11 protein-coding genes are annotated in these 16,934 nt (G+C 66.8%); 5 read left to right on the top strand and 6 right to left on the bottom strand.

What is annotated here, in order from left to right; translation table 11 throughout:
• Positions 1-63: 63 nt before the first annotated feature.
• On the bottom strand, positions 64-3,084 hold the full coding sequence (locus HZY97_RS15495; protein WP_180145599.1) for a TonB-dependent receptor domain-containing protein: 3,021 nt from the start codon (positions 3,082-3,084) through the stop codon (positions 64-66).
• Positions 3,085-3,399: 315 nt separating this feature from the next.
• Between HZY97_RS15495 and HZY97_RS15500 the strand changes: the two genes are divergently transcribed.
• The 3 genes from HZY97_RS15500 to HZY97_RS15510 are packed head-to-tail and all read left to right on the top strand — an operon-like array spanning position 3,400 to position 7,133.
• A complete protein-coding gene (locus tag HZY97_RS15500) occupies positions 3,400-4,950 on the top strand; it encodes a permease (protein WP_373684392.1) in 1,551 nt (516 codons plus the stop codon).
• Entirely contained in the window at positions 4,947-5,948 is a 1,002-nt protein-coding gene (locus tag HZY97_RS15505; RefSeq protein WP_180145602.1) for a serine hydrolase, read from the top strand. The genes HZY97_RS15500 and HZY97_RS15505 overlap by 4 nt, the downstream gene beginning before the upstream one ends.
• Positions 5,949-7,133, top strand: coding sequence for a dipeptidase (locus tag HZY97_RS15510; RefSeq protein WP_180145605.1), 1,185 nt, complete (start codon positions 5,949-5,951; stop codon positions 7,131-7,133).
• Between the two features lie 44 nt (positions 7,134-7,177).
• Here HZY97_RS15510 and dacB read toward each other — a convergent pair whose 3' ends face one another.
• Positions 7,178-8,629: a D-alanyl-D-alanine carboxypeptidase/D-alanyl-D-alanine-endopeptidase gene (gene dacB, locus HZY97_RS15515; RefSeq protein WP_257215098.1), complete on the bottom strand. Its 1,452-nt coding sequence runs from the start codon at positions 8,627-8,629 to the stop codon at positions 7,178-7,180.
• A gap of 122 nt (positions 8,630-8,751) precedes the next feature.
• Here dacB and HZY97_RS15520 point away from each other — a divergent pair, with 122 nt between their 5' ends.
• Both HZY97_RS15520 and HZY97_RS15525 read left to right on the top strand, forming a co-directional pair.
• On the top strand, positions 8,752-10,767 hold the full coding sequence (locus tag HZY97_RS15520; RefSeq protein WP_180145608.1) for an alpha/beta fold hydrolase: 2,016 nt from the start codon (positions 8,752-8,754) through the stop codon (positions 10,765-10,767).
• Positions 10,768-10,775: 8 nt separating this feature from the next.
• Positions 10,776-12,038 (top strand): amidohydrolase family protein, encoded by a 1,263-nt coding sequence (locus HZY97_RS15525; protein ID WP_180145611.1) that lies wholly within the window; start codon positions 10,776-10,778, stop codon positions 12,036-12,038.
• A 109-nt stretch (positions 12,039-12,147) separates the two neighbouring features.
• Here HZY97_RS15525 and HZY97_RS15530 read toward each other — a convergent pair whose 3' ends face one another.
• The 4 genes from HZY97_RS15530 to dgcN are packed head-to-tail and all read right to left on the bottom strand — an operon-like array spanning position 12,148 to position 16,926.
• Complete coding sequence (locus HZY97_RS15530; protein ID WP_373684393.1) at positions 12,148-13,389, bottom strand: dicarboxylate/amino acid:cation symporter; 1,242 nt, start codon at positions 13,387-13,389, stop codon at positions 12,148-12,150.
• Positions 13,386-14,948 (bottom strand): amidohydrolase family protein, encoded by a 1,563-nt coding sequence (locus HZY97_RS15535; protein ID WP_180145614.1) that lies wholly within the window; start codon positions 14,946-14,948, stop codon positions 13,386-13,388. The genes HZY97_RS15530 and HZY97_RS15535 overlap by 4 nt, the downstream gene beginning before the upstream one ends.
• Positions 14,945-15,934 carry an N-acetyl-D-Glu racemase DgcA gene (gene dgcA / locus HZY97_RS15540; protein WP_180145617.1) on the bottom strand — a complete coding sequence of 330 codons (990 nt, stop codon included), beginning with the start codon at positions 15,932-15,934 and terminating at the stop codon, positions 14,945-14,947. The genes HZY97_RS15535 and dgcA overlap by 4 nt, the downstream gene beginning before the upstream one ends.
• Positions 15,892-16,926, bottom strand: coding sequence for an N-acetyltransferase DgcN (gene dgcN, locus HZY97_RS15545; protein ID WP_180145620.1), 1,035 nt, complete (start codon positions 16,924-16,926; stop codon positions 15,892-15,894). Before dgcN ends, dgcA begins: the two co-directional genes overlap by 43 nt.
• Between the last annotated feature and the right edge of the window lie 8 nt (positions 16,927-16,934).

The raw sequence follows: 16,934 nt of genomic DNA on the forward strand, positions 1-16,934 counted from the left end.
GACAAAAAGAAAAGGCCGGGGCGATGGGCCCCGGCCTTCCCAAAATCACCGGTTATCCGGGGATCAGAACTTGACCTCGGCAGCGACGGTGAACGAGCGGCCACGCGGATCCGCGACGCGCGGGTCCCACGAGCTGCCGGCACCCGAGTTGCCGTCATAGGTGATGGTGAAGGGCGGATCGGTGTTGAAGATGTTCCGCACGCCCATGGTCAGCTTGTAGCCCGGCGCGAGGCCGACGAAGCTGATCGAGGCGTTGTAGACGATATAGTCGTCGGTCCGCTTGTTATAGTCGGGCCGGGTGACGGTGCCTGCCGCGATGCCCGGCAGGGCGCCGTTCTTGAAGCCCTGGCGGAAGATCTGGCTGAACGAGAACGACCAGTCGTCGTTCGACCAGCTGATGAACGCGTTGTGCTTCCACTTGATGCCGAGATCGCCGGCATAGCTGAACACGCCGATCAGGCTCGGGCCATAGGCCGAAGTGGGGGTGAGCTTCTCGCGCTTCTTGAGCAGCAGCGTGCCGTCGAGACCGCTCGAGAAACGCCCACCGAGCGCCTCGAAGCTGTCACGATACGAGAACTCGATGCCCTGGGTGCGGCGCGAACCGGCATTGATCCAGCGATCGTCGATCACGCCCACCGTGTTGGTGACCGGATCGCGCAGGAAGCGATCCGAGAACAGCGACGCATTGTCGATGAGCTGACGCAGCGTGAGCAGCTGGATCGTGTTGTCGACCGCGATCGACCACCAGTCGGCCGACAGGCTCATGCCCGTGATCGGCTGGAACACGACACCGGCGCTGAACTGCTTCGCCGTTTCCGGACGCAGGCCTGCGGTGCCACCCGTCCAGATGTTCGGACGGATCTGCGCGCAAGGCTGGCCGCTGCCGAAGTTGCTGGTCGGCACGCCGCCCGGGCAAGCCACCGGATCGGCGATGTCCGAACCGGCATAGGGCGATTCCGTGATGCCGTTATAGATCTGGTTGAACGTCGGCACGCGGAAGCTGGTGTTGTACGAGCCGCGGAACATCAGCTCGTTGATCGGACGGTACTTGAACGCGATCTTCGGGTTCTTGGTGCTGCCGAAGCCGGTGTAATCGTCGATACGGCCCGCCAGCGTCAGCTCGAAGCCCTTGAACAGCGGCACGAGCAATTCGGCATAGGCCGCCTTCACGTCGCGGGTCTTGGGGGTGAGCGCGTTGACGTTGTCGAACGCCGCCAGGAAGATCACCGGTGCAGCCGCCGCAGCGGCGGCCGAGCCGTTGAACTCATAGGTTTCGCGACGATAGTCGACGCCGGCCGCGAGCTGGACGTCGCCGCCCCAGATCCCGAACAGCGGACCCGAGATCGAGGCATCCGCCTGCTTCACTTCATAGCGGCCGCCATAGAGCGTCGCGCCGTAAGCCGAGGCGGAATCGAGCGCGGCGAGGCCGGCTGCGGTCTGGACCTCGCTGAACGGGTTGATCAGGCCCGAGTTCATCACGCCGACCAGGCCGCGGGCCTGCTGGCCATTGATCAGGCCGACCCCGGCAACCGCCGGTGCGTTCGGATCATAGGCACCGTTGGCGAGCGTGCCGCGATAGTAATAGCCGCTGCCGAGCACCGACGAGCTCTCGCTGCGTGCATAGGACGCGCCGGCGCGATAGTCCCACCCGGTCCACAGCGGACCCTCGGCGCTCAGCGCCGCACGGAACGTGTTGGTGTTGGTGCGATACTCACGCGGGCCGCAGGGAATGCAGCGCCAGCGATAGGAGATCGGCTGGCCGTAGCGCGCATTGAGCGCCGCGATCTGCGCAGTGCGGTTCGGGTTCGACGCGACGTCGAAGGCCGAGCGGATCGAATTGAACACCGTGTTGTACTGCGCGGTCGTCGCCGCATTCAGCGGATAGGCGATCGGCAGGTTGGTGGTGTTCGCGGTGAGCTGCGCGTTCGAGAAGCTCTTCGCCGAATCCGCATCCGAACCGGTGACTTCGAACGCGACCTGGTGGTCGCCGGCGATCCGCCACGTTGCCTTGGTATAATAGGTCAGCGTCTGGATCGGCTGCTGGATCACCGCGGCGCGGCCCGTGTCCCACGAGCAAGCATATTGCGCGCTGGGCGTGTTCCACAGCTGCTCGTCATAGGCCATGCCGCCGTCGATCGAGCCGCAGCCTGCGCCGCCCGGCAGGTCGAGGATGTTGATGCCGCCCGAAGCGCCATTGGCGCCGTTCGGCAGCGTGAGCGTCAGGCCGGTGAGCAGCGTGCCGCCCGCAGTGATGCTGCCCGGCTGGGTGTTCGCACCGATGTTGAACGCAGTCGCGATCGGCGTGCCGCGCGTATCGACCGAAAGGCCGCGGCGGGGCTGGTTGCCGTTGACGAAATCGCGGTCCGAGCCGCGCAGGATCTGGTTCCAGCTATAGGCGACCGCGCCCATCACGTTGAAACCGTCCTCGTCGAGGTCGCCATAGCCCGCGACGCCGCCGATGCGGTAGATGTTGCCACCGCCCTGCTCGGTAGTGTCGGTGAAGCCGTTGAGGCTGATCCCCTGGAAGTCCTTCTTGGTGATGAAGTTGATCACGCCGCCGACCGCGTCGGTGCCGTAGATCGCCGAGGCGCCGTCCTTGAGGACTTCGACGCGCTCGATCGCCGCGAACGGGATCTGGTTGACGTCGACCGCGGAGCCCGAAAGGCCGTGCGCAGCGACGCGGCGGCCGTTGAGCAGCACGAGCGTGGCGCCCGCGCCCTGGCCGCGCAGATTGGCGGCGGACAGGCCGTTGGTGCCGCGCTGGGCGCCGGTCACGACGTCCGAGTTCGAAGCGAGGTTGTCCGCGCCCGAGCCGCTCGAGGTCAGGAACATCATCAGCTGCTCAGGGCTGCTGATGCCGTTCCGCGTGATTTCCTGCTGCGTGATGATCTGGAGCGGCAGCGCCGAATTGTTCGGATCCTGCTTGATGCGCGAGCCGGTGACGACGATCTCGTTACCCTTGCTCTGCTTGCCCTCGGTCTCATCCGCGCTGGTGGTCGGAACTGCCCCCGTCGGCGTCGCAGCCTCCTGGGTGGTGTCCTGCGTGCCCGTGGTCTGCGCCCAAGCCGGCATGGCGCTTGCCATGGCTGCGAACGCAACACCCGAGACGAGAATCCTTCTGAAAGCCCTCGCTTCGATCATGTTGTATTACCCCCTGAAACCGCATTTCCCGCGCGGTGAGAGGACATTAGGTACCAAGAATGTTGCGCCGCGCCATAGTTTCTGTTCCCCAAACCATAACCCGATGGCATCAAATGAGACGATTGTGCGTGAAAGCGTGACACAGCTGCAACACAAGCTCGCTAGCACTGCCATTGACTGCGTCCGCGCCCCGGCCGAGCACTAGGGAAACCAGGATCAGGGGAGCCAAAATGCCGAATTCCGACGGGCCGATGCCGCGTGACTGACGCCCCGATTCCAGCTGCGGCGGCGCTTCGCCCGGGCGCGGGGCGGATGGGCCTGTACCTGCTCCTGGGCTTTGCCGCCGGCCTGCCCTTTTATCTGTTCAGCGCCACGCTCTCGCTCCGCCTGGCCAAGCATGGCGTCGACATCGTCATCATCGGCTTCTTCGCCTGGGTGTCGTTGATGTCGACGATCAAGTTTGCCTGGGCGCCGCTGCTCGAGAAGTACGACGTCCCCGGCTTCGGCCGCTTCTGGGGCAAGCGCCCCGGCTGGATCATGCTCTCGCAGCTCGCGATCTTCGCCTCCGCGCTCGGCATGGCTTTCACTGCGAAGGATACCAGCCTGCCGCTGACCGCGCTGTTCGCGGTGCTGCTCGCCTTCTGGACCAGCACGCTCGAGATCGCCGCCGATGGCTGGCGCGTCGAGCTGGCGCCGCATGCCGACGAGCAGGGCCCGCTCGTCGCCGCGAACCAATGGGGCTATCGCACCTCGATGGTGATCGCCAGCGGCGGAGCGATCTTCCTCGCCGACAAGTTCGACTGGACGATCGCCTATCTGGCAGTCGCGGTGCTGGCCTTCCTGCCCTTCCCCGTCCTCGCCGCGCTCCGGCCCGGGCATGCGGACGCCAGCGGACGGATGGCCGCATTGCTCACCGGCACGCTCGCCAGCCTCGGCGCGATCGTGGCGAGCATCGTCGCGGTCGGCGCGGTCGGCTGGGTGCTGCTCGCGGCCATCGGCTCGGTCGGGATCAGCAACCCCGGCGTGGCGAGCTATTGGGTGTTCGGCGTCTGCCTGCTGCCCTTCATCCTGCTCGGCGTCGCCGTGCCTTGGCTCAGGAAACTGCCCTGGGACGCCCCGCTACGCCGCTCGGCAGCGGTCGGCCCCTATGTCGATGTGGCGTGGCGTTATGGGATCGTGGTGATCCCGATCCTGCTGTTCGTCTCGGTCTATCGCACCGGCGACGTGATGGCGAACACGCTGTCGCATCCGCTGTTCAACGCGCTCGGCTACAGCCTAAAGTCGATCGCCGCCGCCGACGCCTATGTCGCGCTGGTCGCGGGTATTCTGGGCGTGACGATGGGCGGCATCCTGGCAGCCAAGGCGCCGATGGGCTGGGCACTGGTGATCGGCGGGATCATGTCCGCACTGTCGAACTGGATCTTCGCCTGGCTGGCGCATCAGGCACCGGGTGGGCCAATTTGGTTCTCGCTGTTCGGGCTCCAGGTGACCGCGGGCGATTTCGACCTCTACCTCGCCATGGCGCTCGACCAGTTCGGGCATGGCTTTGAAGGCGCGGTGTTCGTCGTCTACCTCTCGTTGCTGGTCAATCCGCGCTTCCCGAGCGCGCAATATGCGCTGTTTTCGGGCCTCGCCTTCCTGATCCCCCGCCTTCTCGCCGGGCTGTCGGGCGTGTTCCAGAAGGCGATCGGCTATGACGGCTTCTTCCTCATGGCCGGGGCGATGAGCCTGGGCGCGCTGATCTTCCTGCCCTTCATCGTCGGCGCCAGGCCCAAGCCCGATGATACCCCGGCCGGGGCCACCGCATGATCGAGGCAGCTTTCGCACCTGCCGCCGAGGCCGTGGCATCCGGGCGCATTCCGGGCGCCACGCTCGGCGTGGTCGCAGCGGACGGGCGGCGCTGGGTAACGCATATCGGCATGGCCGCACTTGTCCCCGAACCCGAGCCGCTGACGCTCGACCACTGGTTCGACCTCGCCTCGGTTTCCAAGGTGGTGGCGACGACCACAATGATCCTGAAGCTGGCCGACGAGGGGCGGATCGACCTCGACGCGCCGCTGACCACGGCGATCCCGGACCTGCGCCAGTATGACGTGGCGGGCGCCTATGAGCGTACCCTCACCTTCCGTGACTGCCTGGCGCACCGCACGCTCTTTCCCGCGGTCGAACCGATCTACACCTATGGCGACGATCCCGATCGGCTGCGCGCCTTCGTGCTCCAGCGCGAATGGAAACACATCCCCGAGCCGGTCTATTCGGACATCAACTTCCTGCTGCTCGGCATCGCGATCGAGCGAATCACGGGCAAGCCGCTGGGCGAATGGCCGCTGGGCGAAGGGCTGAGCTACGGCCCGCCTCCCGGCCCGGCCGTCGCGACCGAGCGCTGCATGTGGCAGAACCGCGTGCTCAAGGGCGAGGTGCATGACGAGAATTGCCGCGCGATGGGCGGGCAGACGGGCCATGCCGGGCTGTTCGGCACCGTCGCCGGCGTGCTCGACTTCGCCGAGGGGGTGCTGACCGGCAGCTTCTCCGACGCCATGCTCGCGGCGATCCGCACCCCGCAATATTCGCACCGCACCTGCGGCTGGGAGCGCAAGTTCGCCGGCTGGTCGGGCGGGCAGGCCTGCTCCGACGAGACGATCGGGCACACGGGCTTCACCGGCACCGGGCTGTGGATTGATTTCGAGCGCGGCCTCGCCTGGACTTTGCTCACCAACCGCGTCCATCCGACGCGCCATTTCGACAGCGGCATCTTCGTGCTGCGCCCCGCGACGGGGGATGCCGTCATCACTGCCTGGGAGGCCTAAATGATCTCGTTGCTTGCCCTCGCCATCGCCCTTGCGGGACCCGATAGCGACACCCCCTCCCCCGCCGACCGGCTGGCGCATCAGCAGATGCTGGTGCTCGACACGCATATCGACACGCCCGAGCTGTTCGAGCATCCCGGCTGGAAGTTCGACGAGTGGCACGACCGCGACTTCGACAAGAGCCAGATCGACCTGCCGCGCATGGAGCAGGGCGGGCTCGATGGCGGCTTCTTCGCCGTCTACACCTCGCAGGGCCCACTGACCCCCGAAGGCTATGCCAAGGCGCGCGACGGGGCACTTACCCGCGAGATGTGGATCCAGCGCGTCGTGGCGGCGAACCCCGACAAGATGGAGTTCGCGACCACGCCCGAGGACGCCTACCGGATCAACAAGGCCGGCAAGCGCATCGTCTTCCAGTCGATCGAGAACAGCTATCCGCTGGGCGAGGATCTGACGCTGCTCAAATGGTATTATGACCAGGGCGTGCGCCTCGCCGGGCCGATCCATTTCCGCAACAACCAGTTCGGCGACAGCGCCACCGACAAGCCCAAATGGAACGGCCTCTCCCCGCTCGGCAAGCAATGGGTGGCCGAGATGAACCGGCTGGGCATGATCATCGACGTCAGCCACTCGTCGGACGACGTGTTCGACCAGGTGCTGGCGCTGTCGAAGACGCCGTTCATCGCTTCGCACTCGGGCCCCAAGGCGATCTTCAACCACCCGCGCAACCTCGACGACGAGCGGATGCGCAAGCTCGCCAAGGCGGGCGGCGTGCTGCAGGTCAACAGCGTCTATCTGGTCGAGGGCGACCATAATGCCGAGCGCAACAAGATCTCCGATCGCCAGGACAATTGGCATGCGCTTTCGGATGCCGAGCAGAAGAAGCTCATCGCCGACAAGGCCAAGGCCGATGCGACCAACCCCTATCAGGGTGCCGATTTCGAGCTGTTCATGAAGAGCCTGCTCCACTGCATCGCCGTGATGGGCGTCGACCATGTCGGCATCGGCGCCGACTGGGACGGCGGCGGCGGCGTGCGCGGGATGGAAGACATCACTGCGCTGCCCAAGGTCACCGCGCGGCTGCGCAAGGAAGGCTATTCGGACGGCGACATCGAGAAGATCTGGAGCGGCAACGTGCTGCGCGTGCTCAAGCAGGTCGAGGACTACGCCGCGAAGGCAAAATAACCTTCATTCCCTCTCCCGCTTTCGCGGGAGAGGGAAATCTCGGCTCAGTTCCCCGCCGCCACCATGTTCAGCACATCGTCCATATACTTGGTCGCGCTGACATCGCCGGGCACGTCATTGGCGTAGAAGGCAAAGGTGAGCGTCTTGCCGCTGGCAGCGGTGAGATAGCCCGCCACCGCGTTGGTCTGGTTGAGCGTCCCGGTCTTGGCGAAGACCTTGCCCTCGAGCGGCGTGCCCTTGAAGCGGCGGGCCAGCGTGCCGTCGACCCCGCCGATCGGCAGCGTGTCGCGGAACTGCGCGCCCCAGGGCTGGACCGCGACCCAGCGCAGAAGCGCCACCGTGCCGCGCGGCGCGACGCGGTTGTAGCTCGACATGCCCGAACCGTCGGAGAAGTCCCAGGCAGTGCGCGGCAGGCCCGCGGCGGTGAGCATCTTCTCGACCTTCGCCACGCCGTCCGCGATCGAGCCGCTGCCGCCCTGGAACAGCGCGACGCGGCGCAGGGTCAGCTCCGCATGCAGGTTCTGGCTGACCTTGTTGATGTGCTTGAGGTCCTCGGCGAATGGCGGCGGGGTCAGTTGGGCAAGCACCGGACCGCTCGGCGCGGCTGGCGTCACTGCGACGTTGTTCTTCACGCGATATTCGGGGTCGTCCTGCGGCGTAAGCGGGCGATGGCGGACCTGGACCGCACCCTTCACCTTCACGCCGCGCGCTTCGAGCAATACCTTCAGGCGCCAGGCGGAATAGTCGGCCGGGTCGTCGATGCCGAGCTTCCAGGTCCGCGGCTTGGCGTCGGCGCCGATCGTGCCGGTGATGTGGAGCAGCTTGCCGTTGGGATCGCGCGTCCAGCCGAGTTCGGTACCGTCGCCGGGCACGGTCTTCGCCTGGTTGTCGATCGTGAAATAGGGCCAGAGCTCGATCTTGGCCGCCTCGCCCACCTTCGCAGGCGAGACCGCCAGCTTCAGCTCATTGTCGTCGAGGGTCAGCGCCGAGGCGCCGGTGCCCGAGGAGCTGGGAATGTTGTTCCAGCTCATCCCCGGTCCCCAATGCTGATCGGGGTAGATCATATCGTCGCCGATCACGTTGCGAACGCGCTTCGTCTTCGCGGCGATCGCATCGGCCAGGGTGGCGAGACAATCGACAGTGCAATCGTCCGCGCTCGACAGGCGCGCATCGCCCCGCCCCACCAGCACGACGTCGTCGCCTTCCATGCGCACCGCGGCTCCGCCGGCGGTGTCGGGCTGGTTGATGTCGGGCAGGTACGCGAACGCCGCGGCAGTGGTGTAGATCTTGGTGTTCGAGGCCGGGATGAAGCGGCCGTCCGGGTTGATCGCGACGATCTCCCTGCCGTTCGGATCGGTCACCACCAGCCCGAAGCGGGTGCCGGTGGGCGCCTCCGCCAGCTTGGCGGCGATGCGCTGGTCGAGCGACTGCGCCTGAGCCTGGGCCAGGGCCGGCATGGCGACGGTAAGGGCGAGCGCTAGGACGATATGCTTCATGCCCCGAGCCTAACCATCGCCGCCAAAGGTGCAAAGCCGCGATCATTCTGAGGACTCGCCGGGGCATAACCGACGCGCATGTCAGCATTGTTCCGGACACGTCCCCCCTGCAGTTTCGTCCTATGATAGTCCGTACTGCTTTGAAGCTGGGATGTTCGCTGGCGCTGGCTTTGGCCACGCCTGCGCTTGCGCAAACCGATGATCTGGCGGCGGCTCTGGCGCTGCCGGTGGTGAGCCAGATGGCGGGCGCGCGGGATGTGCAGCGCTTTGCCTGGGTCGAGAACCGGGCGGGCGCGCGCAACCTGTGGGTGGCGGATGCGGGCCAGAAGGCCCGGCAGCTCACGCATTATGCCGAGGACGACGGCATGATGCTCTACGACCTGGCGCTGAGCCCCGACGGCAAGCGCCTGGCCTTTGTCCGCGGCGGGGACGACGAGTTCCCGGACGGACGGATCCCGAATACGGCCTCGGCAGCGTATCCGCCGGGCCAGCAGGTGTTCGTCGTCGGTGATAACGGCGTAGATCCCACGCCGATCGGCGACGGACACCTGCCTGTATTCTCGCCCGACGGCACCCGGATCGCCTTCACCCGGCGCGGCGAGATCTGGCTGTGGCAGAGCGGTAAGCCGGCGCGGATCGCTTCGTTCGCAGGCGAAGCCACCGACCTCAAATGGACGCCCGACGGCAAGCGGCTGACCTTCGTCGACAATCGCGACGATCATGCCTTTGTCGCGTTCCTCGACGTCGATGCGCCCAAGCTGACGTACATGGAGCCGGCTCTCGGCTACTCCGCCGAGCCCGCCCTATCGCCCGACGCCAGCCAGATCGCCTATATCCAGTATCGCGACCCGCCCGCGGGCGCGGCGCCGGACGGCGGGCCCTATTGGTCGATCCGCGTCGCCGATACGGCTACGGGCAAGGCGCACACGGTGTGGACCGCGCCGCAGGGCATGGGCGGCCGCTATGCCGGCACGCGCCAGCACAATCTCTACTGGAGCAAGCAGGGCAAGCTTCTCTTCCCCTGGGAGCGCAGCGGATTCCTCCAAGTCTACGCGATCGACGCCGACAAGGGCGGCGAGCCGAAGGAGCTGACACCGGGCAAGTTCGAGGTCGAGACCTTCGTGCTCGGCGCCGACGATGTCCTCACCTTCGCCGCCAATGCCGACGAGACCGACCGGCGCCATTTGTGGCAGGTGCCGGCAAGCGGCGGCGCGGCCAAGCGGATCACCAACGGCAAGGGCAGCGAGAGCCTGCCGCTGTTTGCGGGCGGACTGCTCGCGGGCATCGCGACCGATGCCAGCCATCCCGGGCATCCGGTGGTCGCCAAGGGACTGTCTCCGCTCAGTGATGCGGCCGAACTCAAGGGCGCGATCGAGCCCGAGGCCGTGACCTATCAGGCCGAGGACGGCGTGACTGTCCACGCCCAGCTGTTCCGCGGCAAGGGCAAGGGGCCGCGCCCGGCGCTGATCTTCGTCCATGGCGGGCCGCGCCGGCAGATGCTGCTCGGCTTCCACCCTTCGCAATATTATTCCAACGCCTACATCATGAACCAGGCGCTGGCGGCGCATGGCTATAGCGTGCTCTCGGTCAATTACCGCAGCGGCACCGGCTATGGGCAGGCGTTCCGCGAGGCGCCGAACATCGCGCGTGACGGCGCCTCCGAATATCGTGACGTGCTGGCCGGCGGGCGCTGGCTGGCGGCGCAGAAGGACGTCGCTCCGGAGAAGATCGGTATCTGGGGCGGCAGCTGGGGCGGCTACCTCACCGCGCTCGCGCTTGCCCGCAACAGCGACCTGTTCAAGGCCGGCGCCGACTTCCACGGCGTCCACACGATGCTCAAGAATGTCGACAACAATATCGCGCCCGAACTGCAGCTGGCAGTGCGCCAGAAGCAGTGGGACAGCTCGCCAATGGGGTCGATCGACAAGTGGCGCTCGCCGGTGCTGCTGATCCACGGCGATGACGACCGCAATGTCGATTTCGGCCAGTCGCTGCTGCTCGCCCGCGAGCTTTCGGCACGGCGCATCCCCTTCGAGGAGCTGGTATTCCCCAATGAGCGCCACGAATTCTTCCGCTACACCGACTGGCTTGCGGCCTATCGCCGCGCCACCGCGTTCTTCGACGGGCATCTGAAATGAGGTGGTTGATGGGAATTGCCGCACTGGCCGGCGCGAACGCGGCCCAGGCGCAGGAGCGCGCGACGCTGATCCATGGCGCGCGGGTGTTCGATGGCACCGGCAAGGCGGCGAAGCTGACCGACGTGCTGATCGAGGACGGCAAGATCGCCCGTGTCGGCAAGAAGCTGCGCGTGCCCGAGGGTACCGACGTGATCGACGCGACCGGGCTCACGCTGATCCCCGGGCTGCACGATTTGCACATCCACACCTCGCGTGAGGCCTTTGCCGACGCTGGCGCGCTACACCGCTTCTACCTGCCCTATCTGCGGGCGGGCGTGACCAGCATCAACGAGTTCTCGGTCTCGGGCGAGATGATGGCGGGCATCCGCGCCTTCCAGGCCGACACGCCGCGTCTCACGCTGGCGATCCGGCTAGGCGTGCCCGGCGGGCATGGGACCGAAAGCAAGTTCACCCAGGCGATCACCTATCAGGTGACCAACCCCGACGAAGCGCACGCCGCGATGGCCAAGGCGCTCGTCTTCAAGCCTGACATGATCAAGGTGTTCGCCGATGGCTGGCGCTATGGCGACCCTGCGCGGCCCGACCGGCCGAGCATGGACGAGCCGACCCTCGCGGCGATCGTGAAGGACGCGCACCACGCCGGCATCAAGGTGATGACGCATACGGTGACGCTGGAAGGCGCCAAGATCGCCGCGCGTGCGGGGGTGGACGCGCTGGCGCACGGCGTGGGCGATGCGCTGGTCGATGCCGAGCTGATCGGCCTGATGAAGAAGCACCACATGGCCTATGTCGCCACGCTGGCGACCTTCGAGCCGCTCGAGACGCGCGTGCTGGCGCCCGAGGAACTCGCCCTGCTCTCCCCCGAGCAGCGCGACCGCGAGGCGGCGCGGCTGGCCAAGGGCGAGGCGGTGGCACCCTATGACAGCAAGCGCTGGGAGTTGATGCGCGAGAATATCCGGCTGCTGAAGGCGGCGAAGATCCGCGTCGGCGTGGGCACCGATACCGGGATCGAGGGCGTCTATCCGGGCTTCGGCGCGCTGCGCGAGATGCGGATCCTGACCGAGCTGGGCTTCACGCCTGCAGAGGCGATCGAGGCGGGCACGAAGACGAGCGCGGACATCATGGGGCGGAAGAAGACCGAGGGCGTCATCCGCAAGGGCATGCGCGCCGACCTGGTGCTGACCGGCGGGACGCCGGATGTGACGTTCCGGGATCTCTATGCTGTGAAGCGGGTCTGGGTTGCGGGGCGCGAAGTTTCGTTAGGCAACTAGGTCCCCTCCCTGGAAGGGAGGGGTCGGGGGTGGGTGGGCCTCCACAGACGATAGCCTTTGTTGATGGCAACCCACCCCTAGCCCCTCCCTTGTCAGGGAGGGGAAGAAACTACGCCATATCCGCCGCGCGGTAGACTTCCTCGTCCAGCTCGCCTTCCCAGCGCGCCACCAGCGTGGCCACCGTCAGGTTTGCCGAAGCGCTCGGCACCGTGCGGGTCATGTCGAGCAGCCGGTCGAACGGCAGCACGAAGCCCACCACCAACGCCGTCTGCTCGGGCGATACGCCGACCGCGCTCAGCACCGCCGCCAGCATGAACAGCGACGCCGAGGGCACCGGCGCCGTGCCGAACGCCGCCAGCGCACCGGTCAGCAGCACCGTCGCATAGACCGTCGGCGTCAGATGCACGCCGAAGGCCTGCAACGCGAACATGCTCAGCAGCCCGACATACATCGCCGTGCCGTCCTTGCCGATGCTCGCGCCAAGCGGCAGCACCGTCGAGAAGACCGAACGGCCGATGCCGAGATTCTGCTCGGAGACGCGCATCGCCACCGGCAGCGTCGCGCCGCTCGAGGCCGTCGAGAAGGCAACCGCCAGCGCATCGATGATGCCGCGGAAGAAGGGCAGCAGCGGCAGGCGCGCGACGAAGCGCAGCAACAGGCTGTGCACCACCAGCATCTGGAGCAGCGAGCCGAGCACCACCGCCAGCGCCAGCCAGCCGACATGGACGAACACCGCCGCACCGTTCGCCGCCACGGCATTGGCGATCAGCGCGAACACGCCGAACGGAGTCACTTCCATCACCAGCCCGACGACGCGCAGCAGCACCGCGGAGGTCGACTGGAGAAGGTTCGCGAACGGCTTGCCCGCCTCCCCCGCCACTACCGTGCCGCAGCCGATCAGGATCGAGGTGAAGATCAGCGCGAGCATGTCGCCCTTGGCCAGCGCATCGAAGATGTTGGTCGGGATGATGTTGATCAGCTGCTCATAGGGCGTGACCGGCGTGCCCAGCGCATGCGCCTCCGCCGTGCCGAGCGGCGCGCCGATACCGGGCTGGACGATCGCCGCGACCACCATGCCGATCGAGACGGCGATGAAGGTGGTCAGCGCGAACATGCCGATCGTGCGGCCACCCAGGCTGCCGAGCCGCTTGGGATCGGCGAGCGTGGTGATGCCCGATGCGATCGTCACGAGCACGATCGGCGCGACCAGCATGCGGATCGCGCGGACGAACAGGTCGCCGATGAACTGCACCCAATGCGCCTGCCCCGGCGCCACCAGCGCGAAGATCACGCCGAGCACGAGGAAGGCAAGCACACGCTTCCACAGCGCCGTGCCGAACCACCAGCTCACTTGCAGCTGCCCGGGGTCGGCTTGTGCGGCAGCGCGCGCCCGGCGGCCTTGCCGGTCATCGCGCCCTTGTCGACCGCGACCACGCCGTTGACCACGACGGTCTGCACGCCGGCGGCATATTCGGTCGGCGCCTCATAGGTGGCGCGCGACGCGTAGGTCTTCGGATCGAACACCACGATATCGGCGAAGGCGCCGCTGCGCAGATGGCCGCGGCCCGTGAGCCCGAACGTGTCCGCGGTCAGCGCCGAGCTGCGCTCGATGAATTCGCGCAGCGTGATGACATGGTCCGTCTTGACGTATTTGTCGTATTTGCGCGCGAAGGTGCCATAGACGCGCGGATGGCCACCCGAGGCGTCCGATCCCGTCATCACCCAAGGCTGCTTCATGAACGCGCCGATATCGGCCTCGCTCTGGTTGAACGATACCGTGCCCGGATCGCCGATGCGGATCACGGCGATCGCTGCATCGACGGCCGACAGGTTCATCTCCTTGGCGACGGCATCGAGATAGCGGTTCTTATACTTGCCCTCGACGATCAGCAGCTTGTCCGCCCCGCCGCGCTTGCGGAGGTTCTCGACCATGCCCTCGTGCATCTTCTGCGTGAGCGAGGGATCGTCGAAGCGCTTGAGCAAAGCCGGACGGCCGCCATCCTGCGCCCAGAGCGGCACCAGCGACGCGACCAGGCTCGTGCCCGATGCCGACCAGGGATATTGGTTAGCGGTCACCTTCTCGCCGCGGGCGCGCGCCGCCTCGATCATTGCGATGATCTTGGGGGCATCGCCCTGCACATCGACGCCGAGCGCCTTGATATGGCTGATATGCGCCGGCAGCCCGCCCTCGCGGCCGATGCGGATCGCTTCCTCGATCGCCGCCGCCAGGCCGACTGTGTAGCTGCTCTCGTCGCGGATATGGCTGTCATAAGTGCCACCGCGCTTGCCCGCTTCCTTGGCGAGCTCGATCACTTCCTCGGTCTTGGCAAAGCTCTGCGGCGCGTAGAACAGGCCGGTGGAGAGGCCGATCGCGCCGTGGCACATCGCGTCGGCGACGAGGCCCTTCATCTTGACCATCTCGTCGGCGGTGGGCGCGCGATTATCCTCGCCCACCACTTTCTCGCGCACCGCGCCGAAGCCGACATAGGCGGCATAGTTGATGCCGACCGGCTTGGTCGCCGCGCTGCCGAGCACCTTGTCGAGGTTCGGATCGCCGCCGCCGTCATTGCCGATGAACGCCGTGGTGACGCCCTGCATCAGGAAGGCCGGGATCAGCCGCTTGGCCGGGTCCGCCGAGGCGAGCGCGCCGCCCATATGCGTGTGCGGATCGATGAAGCCCGGCGCGACGATCATGCCCTTGGCATCGATCACCCGCGTGGCGGTGACATTGGCGTGCTTGCTCACCGAGACGATATGGTCGCCGCGGATCGCGACATCGCCGATGAAGGGCGCGTCAGACCCCGTGTAAATCGTGCCGCCGCGGATCAGCAGATCCACCTTCTGCGGGGCCGCGGGCGTTGCGGCGCCCAGCGAGAGGGCGGAAATCCCGAGCAGCAGCGCGATTTTCATGGTGTTCCCCAAAATCCCCGGATGGGCGGATAGAGCGTGCCGTTCTTGTCCTCGACCCCGCCAAGGCGATCCTTGGCGAGCCAGATCGGACCGTCAAGGTCGGCGAAGTCGGACATGCGGGCAATGTGCAGCGCGGCGGCGATCGACAACGACGAACTGACCATGCAGCCCGTCATCAGCCCGAGCCCGCGCTCGCGCGTGGCATGTGCCAAGCGAAGTGCCTCGGTGAGGCCGCCCGCCTTGTCGAGCTTGATGTTCACCACCTGATAGCGGCGCGCGACGACGTCCAGCTCCTCGGTGGTGTGGATCGACTCGTCCGCGGCGATCGGCACCAGCGGCTTGAAGCTCTCCAGGCATTCGTCGATCTCGGCGGAGACCGGCTGCTCGAGCAGGTCGACGCGCAGTTCGGCGAGCAAAGGCTGCATCGCCTCGACCAGCCGGGCGTCCCAGCTCTCATTGGGATCGACGATCAGCTTCGCATTCGGCGCGGCGGCGCGGACGGCGCGGATCTGCGCATCGGGCAGGCGGCCATCGACCTTCACCTTGAGCAAAGGCGCGTTCGCGACATGGCGCGCGGCGGCGCCCATCATCATCGGCGTGTCGATCACGATGGTCAGCGCGCTGGCGAGCGGCCCCGGCTCGGGCGCGCCGAGCAGTTCGGCCACGCTCTTGCCGGCCTGGCGTGCTTCCAGGTCCCAGAGCGCACAGTCGATGGCGTTGCGGGCAGCGCCCGGCGGGAGCAGCGACAGCAACTCCTCGCGCCCGACACCGGCTTCGATTGCGGAACGCACACCCTCGATTGCTTCGAGCGCGCTTTCGACGCTCTCGCCATAACGGGCATAGGGAACCCCCTCGCCCTTCCCTTCCAGATCCCCGGTGCGGAGCGAGACCGTGACCACATCGGCCTCGGTCTTCACGCCGCGCGAGATGCGGAACGGCTTGGTCAGTAGGAAGCGATCGTGGCGGGCCGTGAGGGTTCGGTGCATAGCAACTCGTCGATGATCGCCTCGACCCCGAAGGCAATTGGATCGGTACAGGGCAGGCCGAGCTCATTCTCGATCTGCCGGCAAAGCGCGCGGGCCTCATCGGCCTCCATGCGGGAAGTGTTGAGGCACACCCCCACCGCGCGAACGTTCGGGCTGGTCAGGCGCGCAGTCTGGAGGTTCGCCTCCAGACACTCCTTCAGGCCGGGCAGCGCACGCCCCGGGATGCCGCGCATATGGCTGCGGCTCGGATCGTGGCAAAGCACCAGCGCCTCGGGCTGTGCGCCGTGCAGCAGGCCGGTCGAAACACCGGCAAAGCTCGGGTGGAACAGCGACCCCTGGCCTTCGATCAGGTCCCAGCCGCCGTCATTGCGCTCGGGTGCGAGCATCTCGATGCCGCCCGAGATGAAATCGGCGACGACTGCGTCGATCGGCACGCCTTCGCCCGCGATCAGGATGCCGGTCTGGCCCGTCGCACGGAAATCTGCCTTCTCGCCGCGCGCCTTCAGCGCATCGGCCAGCGCGATCGTGGTGTACATCTTGCCGACCGAGCAATCGGTACCGACGGTGAGCACGCGGCGGCCCGCACGGGCATAGCCGTTGCCGACGCGCAGGTCCGCGGGCGGGTCACGCACGTCGAAGAGCTGCAGGCCCTTCTCCTTCGCCAGCGCCGCCAGCTCGGGCACGTCGCGCAGCCGCTGGTGCAGGCCGGCGGCGATGTTCATCCCCGCCTCAAGCGCCGCGATCGCGTCCCGCACGAGGTCGCCGCCCATCCGGCCGCCCGAATTGGCGATGCCGAGGACGAGCGTCTTAGCGCCCGCCGCAGCGCCTTCCGCGATCGTCATGCGCGGCAGGTCGAGGGTTAGCGTGGAGTCGTCGTGACGGAACTCGCCCACGCAATCGTCCCGCCGAAATTCGGCGAGGCCACGCGAGGTCTTGATGCCCACGAAATCGGTGCTGTGACCGAGGTAGAGGAGGAAAGGTGCCGGTATCATGTTGAGAT

It is taken from the genome of Sphingomonas sp. R-74633 (genome assembly GCF_013416555.1).
Classification (GTDB): Bacteria; Pseudomonadota; Alphaproteobacteria; order Sphingomonadales; family Sphingomonadaceae; genus Sphingomonas.

Excerpts from the sequence above, each read along its gene's own strand:
- HZY97_RS15525 (WP_180145611.1), top strand. The coding sequence starts at position 10,776 with ATGGGAATTGCCGCACTGGCCGGCGCGAACGCGGCCCAGGCGCAGGAG.
- dgcA (WP_180145617.1), bottom strand. The coding sequence starts at position 15,934 with ATGCACCGAACCCTCACGGCCCGCCACGATCGCTTCCTACTGACCAAG.
- HZY97_RS15510 (WP_180145605.1), top strand. The coding sequence starts at position 5,949 with ATGATCTCGTTGCTTGCCCTCGCCATCGCCCTTGCGGGACCCGATAGC.
- HZY97_RS15535 (WP_180145614.1), bottom strand. The coding sequence starts at position 14,948 with ATGAAAATCGCGCTGCTGCTCGGGATTTCCGCCCTCTCGCTGGGCGCC.
- dgcN (WP_180145620.1), bottom strand. The coding sequence starts at position 16,926 with ATGATACCGGCACCTTTCCTCCTCTACCTCGGTCACAGCACCGATTTC.
- HZY97_RS15520 (WP_180145608.1), top strand. The coding sequence starts at position 8,752 with ATGATAGTCCGTACTGCTTTGAAGCTGGGATGTTCGCTGGCGCTGGCT.
- dacB (WP_257215098.1), bottom strand. The coding sequence starts at position 8,629 with ATGAAGCATATCGTCCTAGCGCTCGCCCTTACCGTCGCCATGCCGGCC.
- HZY97_RS15495 (WP_180145599.1), bottom strand. The coding sequence starts at position 3,084 with ATGGCAAGCGCCATGCCGGCTTGGGCGCAGACCACGGGCACGCAGGAC.
- HZY97_RS15505 (WP_180145602.1), top strand. The coding sequence starts at position 4,947 with ATGATCGAGGCAGCTTTCGCACCTGCCGCCGAGGCCGTGGCATCCGGG.